Origin of the sequence: Streptomyces nanhaiensis (assembly GCF_046614825.1) — a bacterium.
Taxonomy (GTDB): Bacteria; Actinomycetota; Actinomycetes; order Streptomycetales; family Streptomycetaceae; genus Streptomyces; species Streptomyces radiopugnans.
In genome coordinates this window covers 25,757-40,159 of the sequence record NZ_JBKJFM010000038.1, presented here as the reverse complement: position 1 = coordinate 40,159, position 14,403 = coordinate 25,757, and the positions used below count along the sequence as shown (strand labels likewise).

The 14,403-nt window shown below is 72.8% G+C and carries 9 protein-coding genes; 6 read left to right on the top strand and 3 right to left on the bottom strand.

Annotated elements, in window-relative coordinates; all coding sequences use genetic code 11:
- The first annotated feature begins 337 nt into the window (after positions 1-337).
- From ACLIYP_RS11815 to ACLIYP_RS11790, 6 genes are all read left to right on the top strand, one after another.
- On the top strand, positions 338-1,402 hold the full coding sequence (locus ACLIYP_RS11815; RefSeq protein WP_412713082.1) for a BMP family lipoprotein: 1,065 nt from the start codon (positions 338-340) through the stop codon (positions 1,400-1,402).
- Between the two features lie 399 nt (positions 1,403-1,801).
- Positions 1,802-3,340: an ABC transporter ATP-binding protein gene (locus ACLIYP_RS11810; RefSeq protein WP_412713088.1), complete on the top strand. Its 1,539-nt coding sequence runs from the start codon at positions 1,802-1,804 to the stop codon at positions 3,338-3,340.
- Entirely contained in the window at positions 3,337-4,473 is a 1,137-nt protein-coding gene (locus ACLIYP_RS11805) for an ABC transporter permease (RefSeq protein ID WP_412713081.1), read from the top strand. Before ACLIYP_RS11810 ends, ACLIYP_RS11805 begins: the two co-directional genes overlap by 4 nt.
- The gene (locus tag ACLIYP_RS11800; protein ID WP_093661622.1) at positions 4,470-5,735 is read left to right on the top strand and encodes an ABC transporter permease; all 1,266 of its coding nucleotides are present in this window, start codon (positions 4,470-4,472) and stop codon (positions 5,733-5,735) included. Before ACLIYP_RS11805 ends, ACLIYP_RS11800 begins: the two co-directional genes overlap by 4 nt.
- A 72-nt stretch (positions 5,736-5,807) precedes the next feature.
- On the top strand, positions 5,808-6,164 hold the full coding sequence (locus ACLIYP_RS11795; RefSeq protein ID WP_093661752.1) for a cytidine deaminase: 357 nt from the start codon (positions 5,808-5,810) through the stop codon (positions 6,162-6,164).
- Between the two features lie 110 nt (positions 6,165-6,274).
- Entirely contained in the window at positions 6,275-7,552 is a 1,278-nt protein-coding gene (locus tag ACLIYP_RS11790) for a thymidine phosphorylase (protein ID WP_412713080.1), read from the top strand.
- An 83-nt stretch (positions 7,553-7,635) separates the two neighbouring features.
- On the opposite strand, the gene ACLIYP_RS11785 is transcribed toward ACLIYP_RS11790, so the two are convergent.
- The 3 genes from ACLIYP_RS11785 to ACLIYP_RS11775 form a co-directional block, all read right to left on the bottom strand.
- On the bottom strand, positions 7,636-9,702 hold the full coding sequence (locus tag ACLIYP_RS11785; RefSeq protein WP_412713079.1) for a hypothetical protein: 2,067 nt from the start codon (positions 9,700-9,702) through the stop codon (positions 7,636-7,638).
- A gap of 466 nt (positions 9,703-10,168) precedes the next feature.
- A complete protein-coding gene (locus tag ACLIYP_RS11780) occupies positions 10,169-10,864 on the bottom strand; it encodes a fascin domain-containing protein (protein ID WP_412713078.1) in 696 nt (231 codons plus the stop codon).
- Positions 10,865-11,497: 633 nt separating this feature from the next.
- Positions 11,498-14,335: a BTAD domain-containing putative transcriptional regulator gene (locus ACLIYP_RS11775; RefSeq protein WP_412713077.1), complete on the bottom strand. Its 2,838-nt coding sequence runs from the start codon at positions 14,333-14,335 to the stop codon at positions 11,498-11,500.
- Positions 14,336-14,403: the final 68 nt, after the last annotated feature.

The following is a 14,403-nucleotide window of genomic DNA, read 5'->3' as shown; positions in this document are numbered from 1 at the left end:
GCCCCGGCCCCGTCCGCCTCTCCTCCCGCGCGGTGCCCGGATCCGCCGCGTTTGCCGCCCGCCCCCCGCGGCGGCAGGGAAAGCGCAGGTGGGGCGGGGGCCGGACGGAAAGCCGAGACCCGGCGCCGCCACCGGCGGACCGGGACGGCGCACCCCGCCCGCGGTGCCCGGCGCCCCGGGGGAGACCTCCGCGTCACCCTCCACAAGGGCGTGGGCACCAGCTGTTAACACCGAACTGATAACGGCTCCGCAAGAGCCCTTTTCCTGGCATCTACGCGCGTTACGATGCGGCGGAAGCCAGCGCCAACGGAGGCGCTTCGAGCGAAGGGAAGTCCTCTTGCGCCGGGTAAGCAAGCTCGCTGCCGCGGTCGGCACCGCCGCCGCCCTCGCCCTCAGCGCCACCGCGTGTGGCAGCACATCCACGGAGTCCGCTTCCTCGGACTCCTCCGACTCCGCCAAGAAGGGCAAGGGCATAGCCCTCGCCTACGACGTCGGCGGCCGCGGCGACCAGTCGTTCAACGACGCCGCCTACACCGGCTTCGAGAAGGCGAAGAAGGACTTCGGCATCGGCGGCGAGGACGTCGAGCCCTCCGACGGCGAGTCGGACGCCGACAAGGTCCAGCGCCTCACCGACCTGGCCCGCCAGGGCTACAACCCCGTGATCGGCGTGGGCTTCGCCTACGCCAAGCCGATCGAGGAGGTCGCCGAGAAGTTCCCGAAGACCACCTTCGGCCTGATCGACGACGACACCGTCAAGGCGGACAACGTCGCCAACCTGGTCTTCAGCGAGGAGCAGGGCTCCTACCTGGCGGGCGTGGCCGCGGCCAAGGCCACCAAGTCCAAGGTCGTCGGCTTCGTCGGCGGCGTCGAGGTCCCGCTGATCAAGAAGTTCGAGGCGGGCTTCGTCCAGGGCGTCAAGGACACCGACAAGTCCATCCAGGTCAAGACCCAGTACCTGACCCAGCCGCCGAACATGGACGGCTTCTCCAAGCCGGACCTCGGCAAGGAGGCCGCGCGCGGCCAGCTCGACGCCGACGCCGACGTGATCTACCACGCCGCCGGCCTCGCGGGCCAGGGCGTCATCGAGGCCGTCGCCGCCAAGGACAAGTGGGTCATCGGCGTCGACTCCGACCAGTACGAGCAGAAGACGCTGGCCAAGTACAAGGACAGCATCCTGACCTCCATGACCAAGGACGTCTCCGGCGCGGTCTACAACCTGGTCAAGTCCGTCCAGGACGGCGAGCCGATGAGCGGCGAGAGCCGCTTCGACCTGGAGTCCGGCGGCGTCGGCCTGGCCGACTCCAACCCGGCCTTCACCGAGATGACCGAACTCCAGGAGGCCGTGAAGAAGGCCAGGGAGGGCATCATCGGCGGCGAGATCAAGGTCGGCACCGAGTCCTGACCCCTCCCGCCCGACCGATCCGGCCCGGCGCCGGAGCGCAAGCGGGGCCGGACGTCCGCCCGGACGTCCGGCCGCCGCCCGCGCGGCCCCGGCACGGGCCCGGCCGAGGAGGGCCGCACCGCTCACGGCGGCGGCCCCCTTCCGGCCGGGCCCACTGCACGGAATGCGCTCTACGCGCGTAGCCAACCGTCGAGGCGGTAGCGTCGCCCTCACCCGCACGGCCCGGCGGCCCACCCCCGGCCCACCCCGTGGCCATCCGCCCCCGCCGCCGTGCTCCCTACGAGCCGCTCCTTAGCCCGAGGAGAGTGCACCATCAACGCGTCCAGCAGTCCTCCGGCAGTCGAACTGACCGGGATCACCAAGCGCTTCCCCGGTGTCGTCGCCAACCACGACATCCACATGTCCGTCCGCAAGGGGACCGTGCACGCCATCGTCGGCGAGAACGGCGCGGGCAAGTCGACCCTGATGAAGATCCTCTACGGCATGCAGAAGCCGGACGAGGGCACCGTCGCCGTCGACGGGCAGGAGGTGAGCTTCTCCGACCCCGGCGACGCCATCGCCCGGGGCATCGGCATGGTCCACCAGCACTTCATGCTGGCCGACAACCTCACCGTCCTGGAGAACACCGTCCTGGGCAGCGAGAAGCTGCACGGGATCGGGTCGAAGGCCCGCGCCCGGATCAGGGAGATCTCCGACGCCTACGGCCTGGGCATCCGCCCCGACGCCGTGGTGGAGGACCTCGGGGTCGCCGACCGCCAGCGCGTGGAGATCCTCAAGGTGCTCTACCGCGGCGCCCGCATCCTCATCCTCGACGAGCCGACCGCCGTGCTCGTGCCGCAGGAGGTGGACGCGCTCTTCGCCAACCTCCGCGAGCTGAAGGCCGAGGGACTGACCGTCATCTTCATCTCGCACAAGCTGGGCGAGGTGCTCTCGGTCGCCGACGACATCACCGTCATCCGGCGCGGCACCACCGTCGCCTCCGTCACCCCCCGCGACGTCACCGTCAAGCAGCTCGCCGAGCTGATGGTCGGCGCGGAGCTGCCCTCCCCGGAGACCCGCGAGTCCACCGTCACCGAGACCCCCATGCTCCGGGTGGACGACCTCACCCTCAGCGGATACGACCCGGTCGACGGCGCCCGCACCATCCTGGACGGCGTCTCCTTCACCATCCACAAGGGCGAGGTGCTGGGCCTGGCCGGTGTGGAGGGCAACGGCCAGACCGAGCTGATCGAGGCGCTGGTCGGCATCCGCCAGGCCGACGGCGGGACCATCGTCCTCGGCGACGAGGACATCACCGGCTGGCCCACCCGCCGCCGCCGCGAGGGCGGCGTCGGCTACATCCCCGAGGACCGCCACCGCCACGGCCTGCTGCTGGAGTCCCCCCTGTGGGAGAACCGCATACTCGGGCACGTCACCGAACCCCCCAACAGCCGGGGGCCCTGGCTGGACATCAAGGCCGCCCGCGCCGACACCGAGCGGATCGTCGCCGAGTACGACGTGCGCACCCCCGGCATCGACGTCACCGCGGCCTCCCTGTCCGGCGGCAACCAGCAGAAGCTGATCGTGGGCCGCGAGATGAGCCACGAACCCCGGCTCCTGATCGCCGCCCACCCCACGCGCGGCGTGGACGTCGGCGCGCAGGCGCAGATCTGGGACCAGATCCGCACCGCGCGCCGCGCCGGCCTGGCCGTCCTGCTGATCTCCGCCGACCTCGACGAGCTGATCGGCCTGTCCGACACCCTGCGCGTGATGTACCGCGGCCGACTGGTCGCCGAAGCCGACCCCGCCACGATCACCCCTGAGGCCCTGGGCTCCGCCATGACCGGCGCGGCCTCCGGCCGTCTCGACGACGAGGCGGCGGCCCCGGCCGCCGCAGCCGCCGCAGCAGCCGCCGACGGGACCGCCGCCGCGGGCCGGGACGGGGGAGAGGACCGATGAAGAAGTTCGACAAGGACCGGCTGATCCTGGCCGTCGGCGGACCGGCGCTGGCCATCGTCGTCGCCGTGCTGCTGACCTCGGTGGTGCTGGTCGCCTCCGGTCTGAACCCCGTCCAGCCCTACGTGCTGATGGCCGAGTACGCGATGCACGCCGACATCCAGGTGCTCATCGTCAACCAGGCCGCCACGTACTACCTGGCCGCGCTCGCGGTGGCCGTCGGCTTCCGCATGAACCTGTTCAACATCGGGGTCGACGGGCAGTACCGGCTCGCCGCGATGGCCGCGGCCCTCGTCGGCGCCTCGGTCACCCTGCCCGGGCCCCTGCACATCGCGCTGATCCTGGTCGTCGCGATGCTGGTGGGCGGCTTCTGGGCCGGTATCGCGGGCATCCTGAAGACCACCCGCGGGGTGAGCGAGGTCGTCTCGACGATCATGCTCAACTCCATCGCGACCAGCATCATCGCCTACCTCGTCCTACCCGCCCAGTTCGGCGAGGCGCGCGGCAACAACCTCACCACCGGGCTGATACCGGAGTCCGGCTGGTTCCCCGGCCTCGACCTGGGCGAGGCCGGCGAGATCTACGGCTTCACCGTCGTCGCCGCCCTGTGCGGCCTGCTGTACTGGCTGGTCCTCAACCGCACCCGGTTCGGCTTCGACCTGCGCGCCACCGGCGCCAGCGCCAGCGCCGCCAGCGCCAGCGGCGTCGACGCCAGGCGCATGGTGCTCACCAGCATGCTGATCTCCGGCGCGGTCGCCGGTCTGGCCGGCATGCCCGTCCTGCTCGGCGACGCCCACACCTACAGCCTGGACTTCCCCGCGGGCGTGGGCTTCACCGGCATCACCATCGCCCTGCTCGGCCGCAACCACCCCCTCGGCATAGCCCTCGGAGCGGTGCTCATCGCCTTCCTCGACAAGGCCTCGCCGACGCTCGACTACAACGGCTACGAGAAGGAGATCGCCACGATCATGCAGGGCCTGATCGTGATGGCGGTCGTCATCAGCTACGAGTCCGTGCGCCGCTACGGCCTGCGCCGCCAGCAGCAGAAGGTCGGCGAGGAACTCGCCGCCGAGGCCGCCGCCGCAGGCGAGGGCGCCGGCACCGGTCCGAAGAACCGCAAGGAGGTGTCGGCATGAGCACCGTCCTCGACAAGCGGCCGGCCGCACAGCAGCCGAAGAAGCCCGCCCGCCGCCGGCTGACCCTGGCCGAGTGGATGCTCGTGATCGCCGGCCTGCTGGTGCTGGTCTCCGCCGTACGGCTGATCACCGGTGCCCACGGCATCACCTCCGTCGGGCAGACCTCCACCGCCCTGCGGCTGGCCGTGCCCATCGGGCTGGCCGGACTGGGCGGCCTGTGGGCCGAGCGGGCCGGTGTGATCAACATCGGTCTGGAGGGCATGCTGATCCTGGGCACCTGGTTCGGCGCCTGGGCCGGCGTCCAGTGGGGCCCGTGGACGGGCGTGGTCATGGGCATCGTCGGCGGCGCGCTGGGCGGCCTGCTGCACGCGATCGCCACCGTCACCTTCGGCGTCAACCACATCGTCTCCGGCGTGGCCATCAACATCCTCGCCGTCGGCGCCACCCGCTACCTGTCCAGCTTCACCTTCGCCGAGATGGAGAGCGGCACCAGCAAGCAGTCCCCGCCCATCGAGTCGATAGGGCAGATCACCGTCCCCGGGGTCTCCGACGCGCTGACGGCGCTCAACGCCAAGCACTGGTTCGTCGTCTCCGACGTCGCCGGACTGCTGGGCGGGCTGGTCACCAACCTCTCCCTGCTGACGATCGTGGCCGTCGCCATGATCCCGCTCAGCCGGTGGGTGCTGTGGAACACCGGCTTCGGCCTGCGGCTGCGCTCCTGCGGCGAGAACCCGATCGCGGCCGAGAGCCTGGGCGTCAACGTCTACAAGTACAAGTACATCGCCGTGATGATCTCCGGCGGCTTCGCCGGCATGGGCGGCGCGTTCCTCGCCGAGGTCGCCTCCAACATCTACCTGGAGGGCCAGACCGGCGGACGCGGCTACATCGGCCTCGCCGCGATGATCTTCGGCAACTGGATGCCGGGCGGACTGGCCCTGGGCGCCGGCCTCTTCGGCTACACCGACAGCCTCAACCTGCGCGGCGGCGGGCAGAACGTCCACGCCCTGCTCCTGCTGCTGGCGATCCTGCTGGTGCTGGCCACCGCCTGGGCGATCTACCGGAAGAAGTACCTGACCGGCGCGGTCGCGGCGGTCACCGGCCTGGTGCTGTTCGTCTGGTACTCCTCGGTGGACCAGGTGCCCAGCCAGTTCGTCAGCGCCGCCCCGTACGTCGCCACGCTGCTGGTGCTGGCCATGTCCGCGCAGCGGCTGCGGATGCCGAAGGCCAACGGGCACGCCTACCGGAAGGGCGAGGGCAAGTAGGTGAGCGAGTCCCGTACGACAGGCGCCGGCCGGGCCGACTGGCCGGCGCTGCGGGAGCGGGCCCGGGAGCTGATGTCCCGGGCCTACGCCCCGTACTCCAAGTACCCGGTCGGCGCCGCCGCGCTGGTGGACGACGGCCGGATCGTCGGCGGCTGCAACGTGGAGAACGCCGCCTACGGCGTCGCGCTGTGCGCCGAGTGCGGCCTGGTCTCGGAGCTGGCCGCCACCGGCGGCGGCCGGCTGGTGGCCTTCACCTGCTGCGACGGCCGCGGCGAGATCCTCATGCCGTGCGGCCGCTGCCGCCAGCTGCTGTGGGAGCACGGCGGCCCGGACCTGGCGGTCGACACCGCCTCCGGCGTCCGGCCGCTGTCCGACCTCCTGCCGGACGCCTTCGGCCCCGACGACCTCGCCGACGCGGACGGCCGCTGATCCCCGGCCGCTGATCCCCGGCCGCCGCCTCCGGCCGACCGCCGGCAGCCGGCCCCCGGGCGATCACCGAGCCCGCGCCCCCGACCCCTCCCGAGGAGGACCACCGACCGATGGACGCCATCTCCGTCATCCGCACCAAGCGCGACCGGGGCCGTCTCAGCGACGCCCAGATCGACTGGGTCATCGACGCCTACACCCGCGGCGAGGTCGCCGACGAGCAGATGTCGGCCCTGGCCATGGCGATCCTGCTCAACGGCATGGAGCGCGAGGAGATCGCCCGCTGGACCGCCGCGATGATCGCAAGCGGTGAGCGGATGGACTTCTCCTCCCTGCCCCGGCCCACCGCCGACAAGCACTCCACCGGAGGCGTCGGCGACAAGATCACCCTGCCGCTCGCCCCGCTGGTCGCCGCCTGCGGCGCGGCCGTCCCCCAGCTCTCCGGCCGCGGCCTGGGCCACACCGGCGGGACGCTGGACAAGCTGGAGTCCATCCCCGGCTGGCGGGCGCTGCTGAGCAACGACGAGATGATGGACGTCCTGCGCTCGGTCGGCGCGGTGATCTGCGCGGCCGGCGACGGGCTGGCCCCGGCCGACAAGAAGCTCTACGCGCTGCGCGACGTCACCGGCACCGTCGAGGCGATCCCGCTGATCGCCTCCTCGATCATGTCCAAGAAGATCGCCGAGGGGACGGGCTCGCTTGTCCTGGACGTCAAGGTCGGCTCCGGCGCGTTCATGAAGAACCTCGAGGACGCCCGGGAGCTGGCCTCCACCATGGTCGGGCTCGGCACCGACCACGGGGTGCGCACCGTCGCCCTGCTCACCGACATGTCAACCCCGCTCGGCCTGACCGCGGGCAACGCCCTGGAGGTCCGCGAGTCGGTGGAGGTCCTGGCCGGCGGCGGTCCGGCCGACGTCGTCGAGTTGACGCTGGCGCTGGCCCGCGAGATGCTCGACGCCGCCGGGCTGCCGGACGCCGACCCGGCCAAGGCGCTGGCCGACGGCTCGGCCATGGACCACTGGCGCCGCATGGTCGCCGCCCAGGGCGGCGACCCGGACGCGCCCCTGCCCACCGCCCGCGAGCGGCACACCGTGACCGCCTCCGCCTCCGGCACCTTGACCAGACTGGACGCGTACGCCGTCGGCGTCGCCGCCTGGCGCCTGGGCGCGGGCCGCGCCCGCAAGGAGGACCCGGTGCAGGCCGGGGCCGGGGTGGAACTGCACGCCAAGCCCGGTGACCGGGTCACCGCCGGGGCCCCGCTGCTGACCCTCCACACCGACACTCCCGAGCGCTTCGACTACGCGCTCGAGGCCCTCGCCGGCGACGCGATCGGCATCGCCGACACGGCCTCGGCCGAGCCCACCCCCCTGATCCTGGACCGCATCGCCTGACATCCGTCCATCCCCCGCCGCCCCCGCCGCACGGCCACGAGCCGCCGTGCGGCGGGGGCGGCGGCTCTTCCGTGGGGACGGACTCAGGGGCCCGTCCCCATGGGGTCGGTCAGACTCCCGAACTCCTTGTCCTTCCACAGGGTCTGGAAACCGGGGTCCTTCGAAGCCTCCGCCCTGAGCTCCCTCACGGGAGCGGCCAGCCGCAGGAAGCGAAGGGCCCTGGTGGCCGGGCCGTCGCCGAGGGCGGCCAACCGGGCTCTTTCATAGGCCAGTTGCGGTGTGAGGTGTTCGGTCCACGGTGGAGAGGAGGCGCGGTCGCCCCGGAGCGCGTCGACCTCGCACCTCAGCGTCCCGACGATCGGGCCGAGCTGCCGGGCCAGGGTCAGGAGCTCCGGCGCCCGGCCGGATCGCCCGACGTACCCGGCCAGGCAGTCGCCGAGTTCACCCACCGCCCGGTCGGCGCGGTCCAGGTACTCCTCCCTCCTGTGCGCCTGTCGCTCCACCGCGCACAGCCTGATCCACTGAACGGCGCTGCGGTGCCAGGCGCGGATCCGCAGCGGTTCCCAGCCCTTCTCCCCCCTGCCCGGCAGGGAGGCCTCCAGATGCCGGTCCACCTCCAGGGCGACGGCCCGGTAGGCGTCCGGCCGCAGGGGGGACGAGACGGACTCCTGGACGGCCCACAGGTAGTCCAGCCGGGCCGAGACGTTCCCCGGGTCGAAGTCCACGGCTCTCCCCAGGAGTTCCGGCTTCAGCGCCGGGTCGTCGATGAGCGAGCGGCTGGTCGCGATCACCTGGAGGGTGACGCTGCGCCACTGCCGGGCGCCGTAGAGGTTCTCCCGCAGATGGGGGTGGGAGTCGCGCAGCCGCGTCAGGACGAAGGCGGCGGCCCCGGTCAGCAGCTGCGCCCGGGCCCGCCTTCTGGCCGGAGGATCCTCCGGGGGCGCCTGCCCGGCGACCTCGGACAGGCCCAGGTCGCGCCGGCTGAAGACGGTGCTGCCCGCGTGGCGCCCGTTGCGGGTGAGGGAGACCGCGATGCGGTCGGCGTCGAGGAGGGAGGCCCGGACACGCCAGGTGAGGTCCGGGCGGAGGGCGAACAGCAACTGGGAGAGCGCGCCGAGGACCTTGCCCGAGGGCAGGGTGCTGAGATCCTCCGTCCTGACCGCGCTGAACGACGTCAGAGCGCTCACCGCGGACAGGCGGTGACGGGTCTCCAGCCCGAGGGTCAGCATCCGGGCGAGGAGGTAGTCGGTGGCGACCGCGTCCGTCGAGCCGTCCGGCGACTGCACGGAGACCTGGAGGCGCAGGTTCTGCCCGAGGACTACCGCGGCCATGACGACGCCGAACAGGGTGAGCGCGGCGTACAGGACGGGGAACTGGTCGGTGGCGTGGAGCCCGAAGTGACGGAGGGCGATCACGGCGATCCCCGCGGCGCAGACGCCCGCGAGCGCGAGGAATGCCCGCTTCCAGGGGGACAGGGCCCCGGGCCACTCCGGCGCCCGGCGCTCACCCGTGCTTCCGTCGCGGGGGTCCTCGTCGCGGAGCGCCCGGATCGCCGAGAACGCCAGGAGGGGGACCAGGGCGACGAGGGCCAGCAGGAGCCAGCCGGCTGCGACCGGGCCGGACACGGGGAAGGAGCCGTACATGACGCACAGGGGCAGCGTGGCCGCCGACGCCGACAGCGCCAGGAAAACGGCCCATCGCAGAAGCCGCCGCCACTTCTTCGGCCAGGCGACGGACTCGGGTCTCACCAGCACACGTGCGCCGAGACTGCTGAGCACCAGCAGGACACCGAGCGCGGCGAGCCCGATCCCGGACAGCGTCAGCAGCGGAAGCAGCCACCTGGCGTAGAAGAGGTCCCAGCGGGAGTCCGCGGAGGGGAGTCCCCCGGTCTCTCCGTAGGAGCGCGCCTCGGCGAGCCCGCCGATCGCCTCGGTGTCCCCCCGGTCCTGTTCGAGGGCCTCGCCGAACTTCTCCGCCGCCTCCTGCGGCCGCCCCTCACCGAGGAGCCGCCGGCCGTCGGCCACGTACCCGGCCGCCTTCCGCCGGTGCTCCGAGACGTCTTCGAGCCCCTTGACGGCGCAGTCGTCCGGGGACCCGTCGACAGCCTGGGAGTAGAGCTTCTCCGCCTCGGCCAGGAGACCGGAGTCCACGTACTCCCGCGCGGGAGCGGGCGGCACCCGACCGGACGAGACCGACCGCGGCATCCGACGCGGTCGCCGAGTCCTTCCACCAGGTCGTCACCCGTGACGAGGCGACCGGCGAACCGATCGTCAAGATCCTCAAGGTCGTCAACGCGCAGGAGGCACCGGCCCGTACGAGCATCGACCTCGGCCCGGGCGCGGCCGTCGCACCGACCGCCCGCCTGACCGGCCTGCGAGGCGACCCGGACGCGGTCGGCACCGCCGGCGAGCGGCCGATCCGGCCGGAGGAATCGGTGATCGACGGTGTGGACACCGCCTTCGCCCGCACCTTCCCGCCCCGCTCGATCACCTTCATGCGCATCGCGGAGCGCACGCGGTGGGCGGGACGCACACGTGCGGGCGGGCCGCGCACACGGAGGCGCCCGTACCCCCGGGACGTGGGGTACGGGCGCTTCTCCGTCCGTCCGGCCGGGGCTCAGGCGCCCAGGTCGTAGAGGACGAACTCCTCCCACGAACCGCCGATCTGGGCGGAACGGGCGCGCAGCGCGTACTGGAGCGAGCCGGTGTAGCCGTTCTCCATGGCGACGAACAGGCCGTTCAGCGTGGACTGGAGCGCCCAGCGGTCCAGCTCCTCGTTGTAGTACACGATGAACCGCTCCCAGCCGCCCACACCGGTGGAGCGGGCGCGCAGCAGGTTCTGGGAGCTGCCGGTGAAGTTCTTCTCCACCGCCACGTACAGGTTGTTGGCCAGCGACCTCAGGGCGTAGGTCTCGGTGGTCTGGTCCCACTCGAAGGCGAAGCCCTCCCAGGAACCGCCGAACTCGGCGGAACGGGCCCGCAGCGCACCGGTGTTGGGAGCCGGGTAGTTCTTCTCGGTCGCCACGAACCGCTCGTTGCGGACCGACTGCATCGCGATGAGGGAGACCTCGTCCGCGGCGGCGTCCTGAGCGGTGAGGTCCTGGGCGGCGGGCCCCTGGGCGGCGGGGGAGCGCCTGCCGTCCGTCCCACCGTTCAGAGCTGCGATCCCGTCCCCCTCGACCACCTCCCAGCCGGCCGGTACGGCGGCCTGCGCGGCGGCCGGACGGCCGGTCTGCGGGGCGGCCACGGCCGCCGGGGCCGTCAGCGCGCAGGCCCCCACCAGAGCGCTCAGGGCCAGAAGAACGGAGGTCATGCGTCGCACGGGTCGTCCTCACCTTCGGTGAATCGGCGGTGATGATTCCGGGGCGGCGGAAAAGCGAATTCGGCGCCTTCGGGCGCCTGCGCGTGCCGGAACGCGCGGCCGTCCACGCGGTGAATTCCCCCTGCTTTCGCCGCGCCCCCGGAACCGCGATCGGAACGCCCTCCCCTCGGGCGCTCCCGCGGCTGCCCCGCTCTGCTCCACGAGGCAGCGCCAGACTATCGGCGGACGCCTTCCTCCGGTGAGCTCGTTCCGATTGATTTCCGAACCGGAAAGGAATTCCCCCGGGGCGACCGGTTCCGCAACCCCGGGTTAACGCGGAAGAGGGTGTTTGTTCTCCGGGTGCGGGTGCGGGTGCGTGCGGGGGCCGGGGCCGGTCCGGGGCGAACATTCCGGACGGCATGATCTACGGGCCTGGACGTGCACCGCTCCATGGAGCGCCTGTTGCCCGCAGATCACGCCCCTGGCCTCCGGCATGGGGAACCCCAAGTGTCCGGAACGTCCGCCCCTCCCCGTCCCCTCCCGCCGTCGCCCGGCTGCGGGCCGGTTTCCCACACGCCACACCGCACCTCCGTGCACACGGCCGAGAGGCCGTCCCCCGGTGAAGCGGGCGGCGCACGGACCCGGTCATGCCCGGGGGACGAGGTCCAGTTCCGCCGGCGCGGTCGCGGCATCGGCGGCGTGATCCGGCGAACCGCTCCTGGTCAGCGCCCGGTTCAGGTGGCGCTTGGCGGCTTCCCGGTCACCACGGAGGCGTGCGGTGAGCCCCAGACCGATCTCGGCACGGATCTCACCCCGGCTGTAGGCCCGTTCGGCCGACACGGACAGCGCGCGCTCGTACAGTTCCGCCGCCCGCGAGGCGTGGCCGCCTGCCAGGGCGGTCTTGCCGAGCCAGATCAGTGCCTCGACGACCTCGGTCCACAGCCCGAGTTCCTCGGCTGCCAGAAGACCCTCCCGGTGCAGCCGCTCCGCCCGCGCGTGGTCACCGTCGCGTTCGGCCGCGAGCGCCATGGACCGGGCGGCCCGGAGCCGGCCCCAGCGGTCGCCGGCCTCGTGGAACAGCGCGGCGCCCAGTTCCGCGTGGGATTCGCCCTGGGCCGGGGCATGGCCCGCGAGCTCGACCAGCGCCGCGGCCTCGCCCCAGCGGTCTCGGGCGGCGCGCGCGCCGGCCAGGCTCGCCTCCACCAGCCGCCGCCCCTCGCGGTGGCGACCGTGGCCGGTCAGACCGGTGCCGACGAACCACTGCAACCGGACCCGCAGCACGGGATCGCCGACACCGGCCGTCGGATCCTCATCCGCCGGGACATGTGTCGCGCCGGTCGGCGACGTGCGCAGCTCGATGCCGGTCAGCCAGGCACGCGCCGCCAGACGCGCGGCCGGAGCGGTCGCGCCGTCGGTGCCCAGCGCCGTCTGGAGCGACCTGCGGGCCTCGGTGAGCCGCCCGCGCAGGAACCAGTACCACGTCAGTGCGTTCACAAGCCGCACCGCGTATCCGGCGGCGTTCCCGGCGGCCGCGAGGTCGAGGGCGCGGCGCAGGTTGACGGTCTCCGCGTCCAGGCGCTCCAGGCAGCGCCGCTGGTCCGGGCCGCGCAGCCGCTCGCTCTCCCGCTCGGCCAACTCGGTGTAGCAGCTTATGAACCGCGCGCGGACGGCAGCCTCCTCGCCCGCCTCCGCCAGCCGTTCGGCGCAGTAGGCGGCCACCGATTCGAGCAGCCGGAACCGGTTCGCCTCACGGACCACCAGCGAGCGGTCCACCAGCCGGGACAGCAGGTCGGGCACCCGCTCGGCGCCCAGGTCCCGGTCGGCGCAGACCGCCTCGGCGGACTGCAGGGTGCAGCCGTCCGCATGTACGGCGAGGCGTCGCAGCACGGTCCGCTCGTCCGCAGACAGCAGCTGCCAGCTCCAGTCGAGCATGCCCCGCAGCGTCTGCTGCCGGGCCGGAAGCCCGCGCACCCGGACCTCGGGCGGGGCGAACCGGTCGCTCAGACAGGAGGCGAGCTCGTCCGGGCTCAGCGTCCGCAGCCGGGACGCCACGAGTTCCAGCGCGAGCGGAATACCGTCGAGGCGACGGCAGATGGCGGAAACGGCCGCCGCGTTGTCCGCGTCGAGCACGAAGCCGGGCGCCGCTGCCGCCGCGCGTTCCACGAACAGCTCGACGGCGCTGGACCGGGCGACCGCCTCCGGACCGTTGTGCTCCGGCAGCGCCAGCGGAGGCACCGGATGCACCACCTCGCCGGGAATGCCGAGGACTTCCTGGCTGGTGACCAGCAGGTGCCCCGCGGGCACCGCCGCCAGCACGGCTCCGGCGAACACGGCGACCGGCTCGACGAGGTGCTCACAGTTGTCCAGCAGGATCAGCAGGTGTTTGCCGGCCACAGCCCGGCACAGCCAGCCCACCAGGTCGTCCAGGTCCGGCTCCGTCGCCGCGGTGTCGCACAGGCCCAGTGTCGTGATGACCCGCTCGGCGATGTCGTCCGGGGCCGACGTGGAACCCAGACCGGCCAGTTCGACCAACCAGACGCCGTCGGAGAACCGTTCGGCCATGTCGCGTGCCGCGGCGATCGCCAGCCGCGTCTTCCCCACTCCACCGAGACCGGTGAGCGTGACGAGGCGGGTGTCCGCGCCCGGGCCCAGCCGTGCCCGCACCTGGTCGACCGCCTCGCGCCGACCGATCAGCGGGGTCAGCGGCGTGGGCAGGTTGGTACGGCACGACGGCGACTCGACGGCGGGCGCGGCCAGCCGCGGCTCCTGGCGCAGGATCGCCTCGTACAGCGCGGAGACTCCCGGCCCGGGCGACACCCCCAGTTCCTCGGCCAGCCGGCGCCGCAGCTCCTGGAAGCTCCGCAGCGCATCGCCCTGCCGCCCGGCCCGGTACAGCGCGCGCATATGGGCCATGCGCAGTCGTTCGCGCAGCGGATGCCGCGCCACCAGGTCCCCCAGCTCCGCCGCCAGCGCCGTGTGTTCGCCCAGCGTCAGCCGCACTTCGGCCTGGTCCTCGGCGACGGTGAGGCGCAGCTCCTCCAGCCGGGCGATCTCACCGCGGGCGAACAGGGAGTCGGCCACGTCGGCGTAGGCCGGGCCCCGCCACAGCGCGAGCGCGTCGGCGAACAGGTCCCGCCTCACCGCCGGTTCCTCGTGCGCGCGGGCGCGCTCGGCCAGTTCCTGGAAACGCAGCGCGTCGACCGTGTCGTCCGCGAGCAGCAGCCGGTAGCCGGCGGGCTCGCGGACCACCTGCTCCCGGCCCAGCACGCGGCGCAGTTGGGAGATCTTGGTCTGCAGTGTGTTGACCGCCCCGCCCGGTGGGTCGCCCGCCCACAGGTCCTCGATCAGACGGTCCGCCGGAACCGGTCCGCCCCCGTGGACCAGCAGGTCCGCCAGCAGGGCGCGCACTTTCGCCTCGGGGACCCTGATCGGCCGCCCCTCGGCGTCCCAGACGGTCAGAGGGCCGAGCACCCCGTAACGCATGGCCGCAGTGTATCGCCGGGCGACCCTCAGGAAATCGTGCGTGACGGTCGGCACGGTGACGGGACACG

Excerpts from the sequence above, each read along its gene's own strand:
- ACLIYP_RS11810 (WP_412713088.1), top strand. The coding sequence starts at position 1,802 with ATGTCCGTCCGCAAGGGGACCGTGCACGCCATCGTCGGCGAGAACGGC.
- ACLIYP_RS11805 (WP_412713081.1), top strand. The coding sequence starts at position 3,337 with ATGAAGAAGTTCGACAAGGACCGGCTGATCCTGGCCGTCGGCGGACCG.
- ACLIYP_RS11800 (WP_093661622.1), top strand. The coding sequence starts at position 4,470 with ATGAGCACCGTCCTCGACAAGCGGCCGGCCGCACAGCAGCCGAAGAAG.
- ACLIYP_RS11795 (WP_093661752.1), top strand. The coding sequence starts at position 5,808 with ATGTCCCGGGCCTACGCCCCGTACTCCAAGTACCCGGTCGGCGCCGCC.
- ACLIYP_RS11790 (WP_412713080.1), top strand. The coding sequence starts at position 6,275 with ATGGACGCCATCTCCGTCATCCGCACCAAGCGCGACCGGGGCCGTCTC.
- ACLIYP_RS11780 (WP_412713078.1), bottom strand. The coding sequence starts at position 10,864 with ATGACCTCCGTTCTTCTGGCCCTGAGCGCTCTGGTGGGGGCCTGCGCG.
- ACLIYP_RS11775 (WP_412713077.1), bottom strand. The coding sequence starts at position 14,335 with ATGCGTTACGGGGTGCTCGGCCCTCTGACCGTCTGGGACGCCGAGGGG.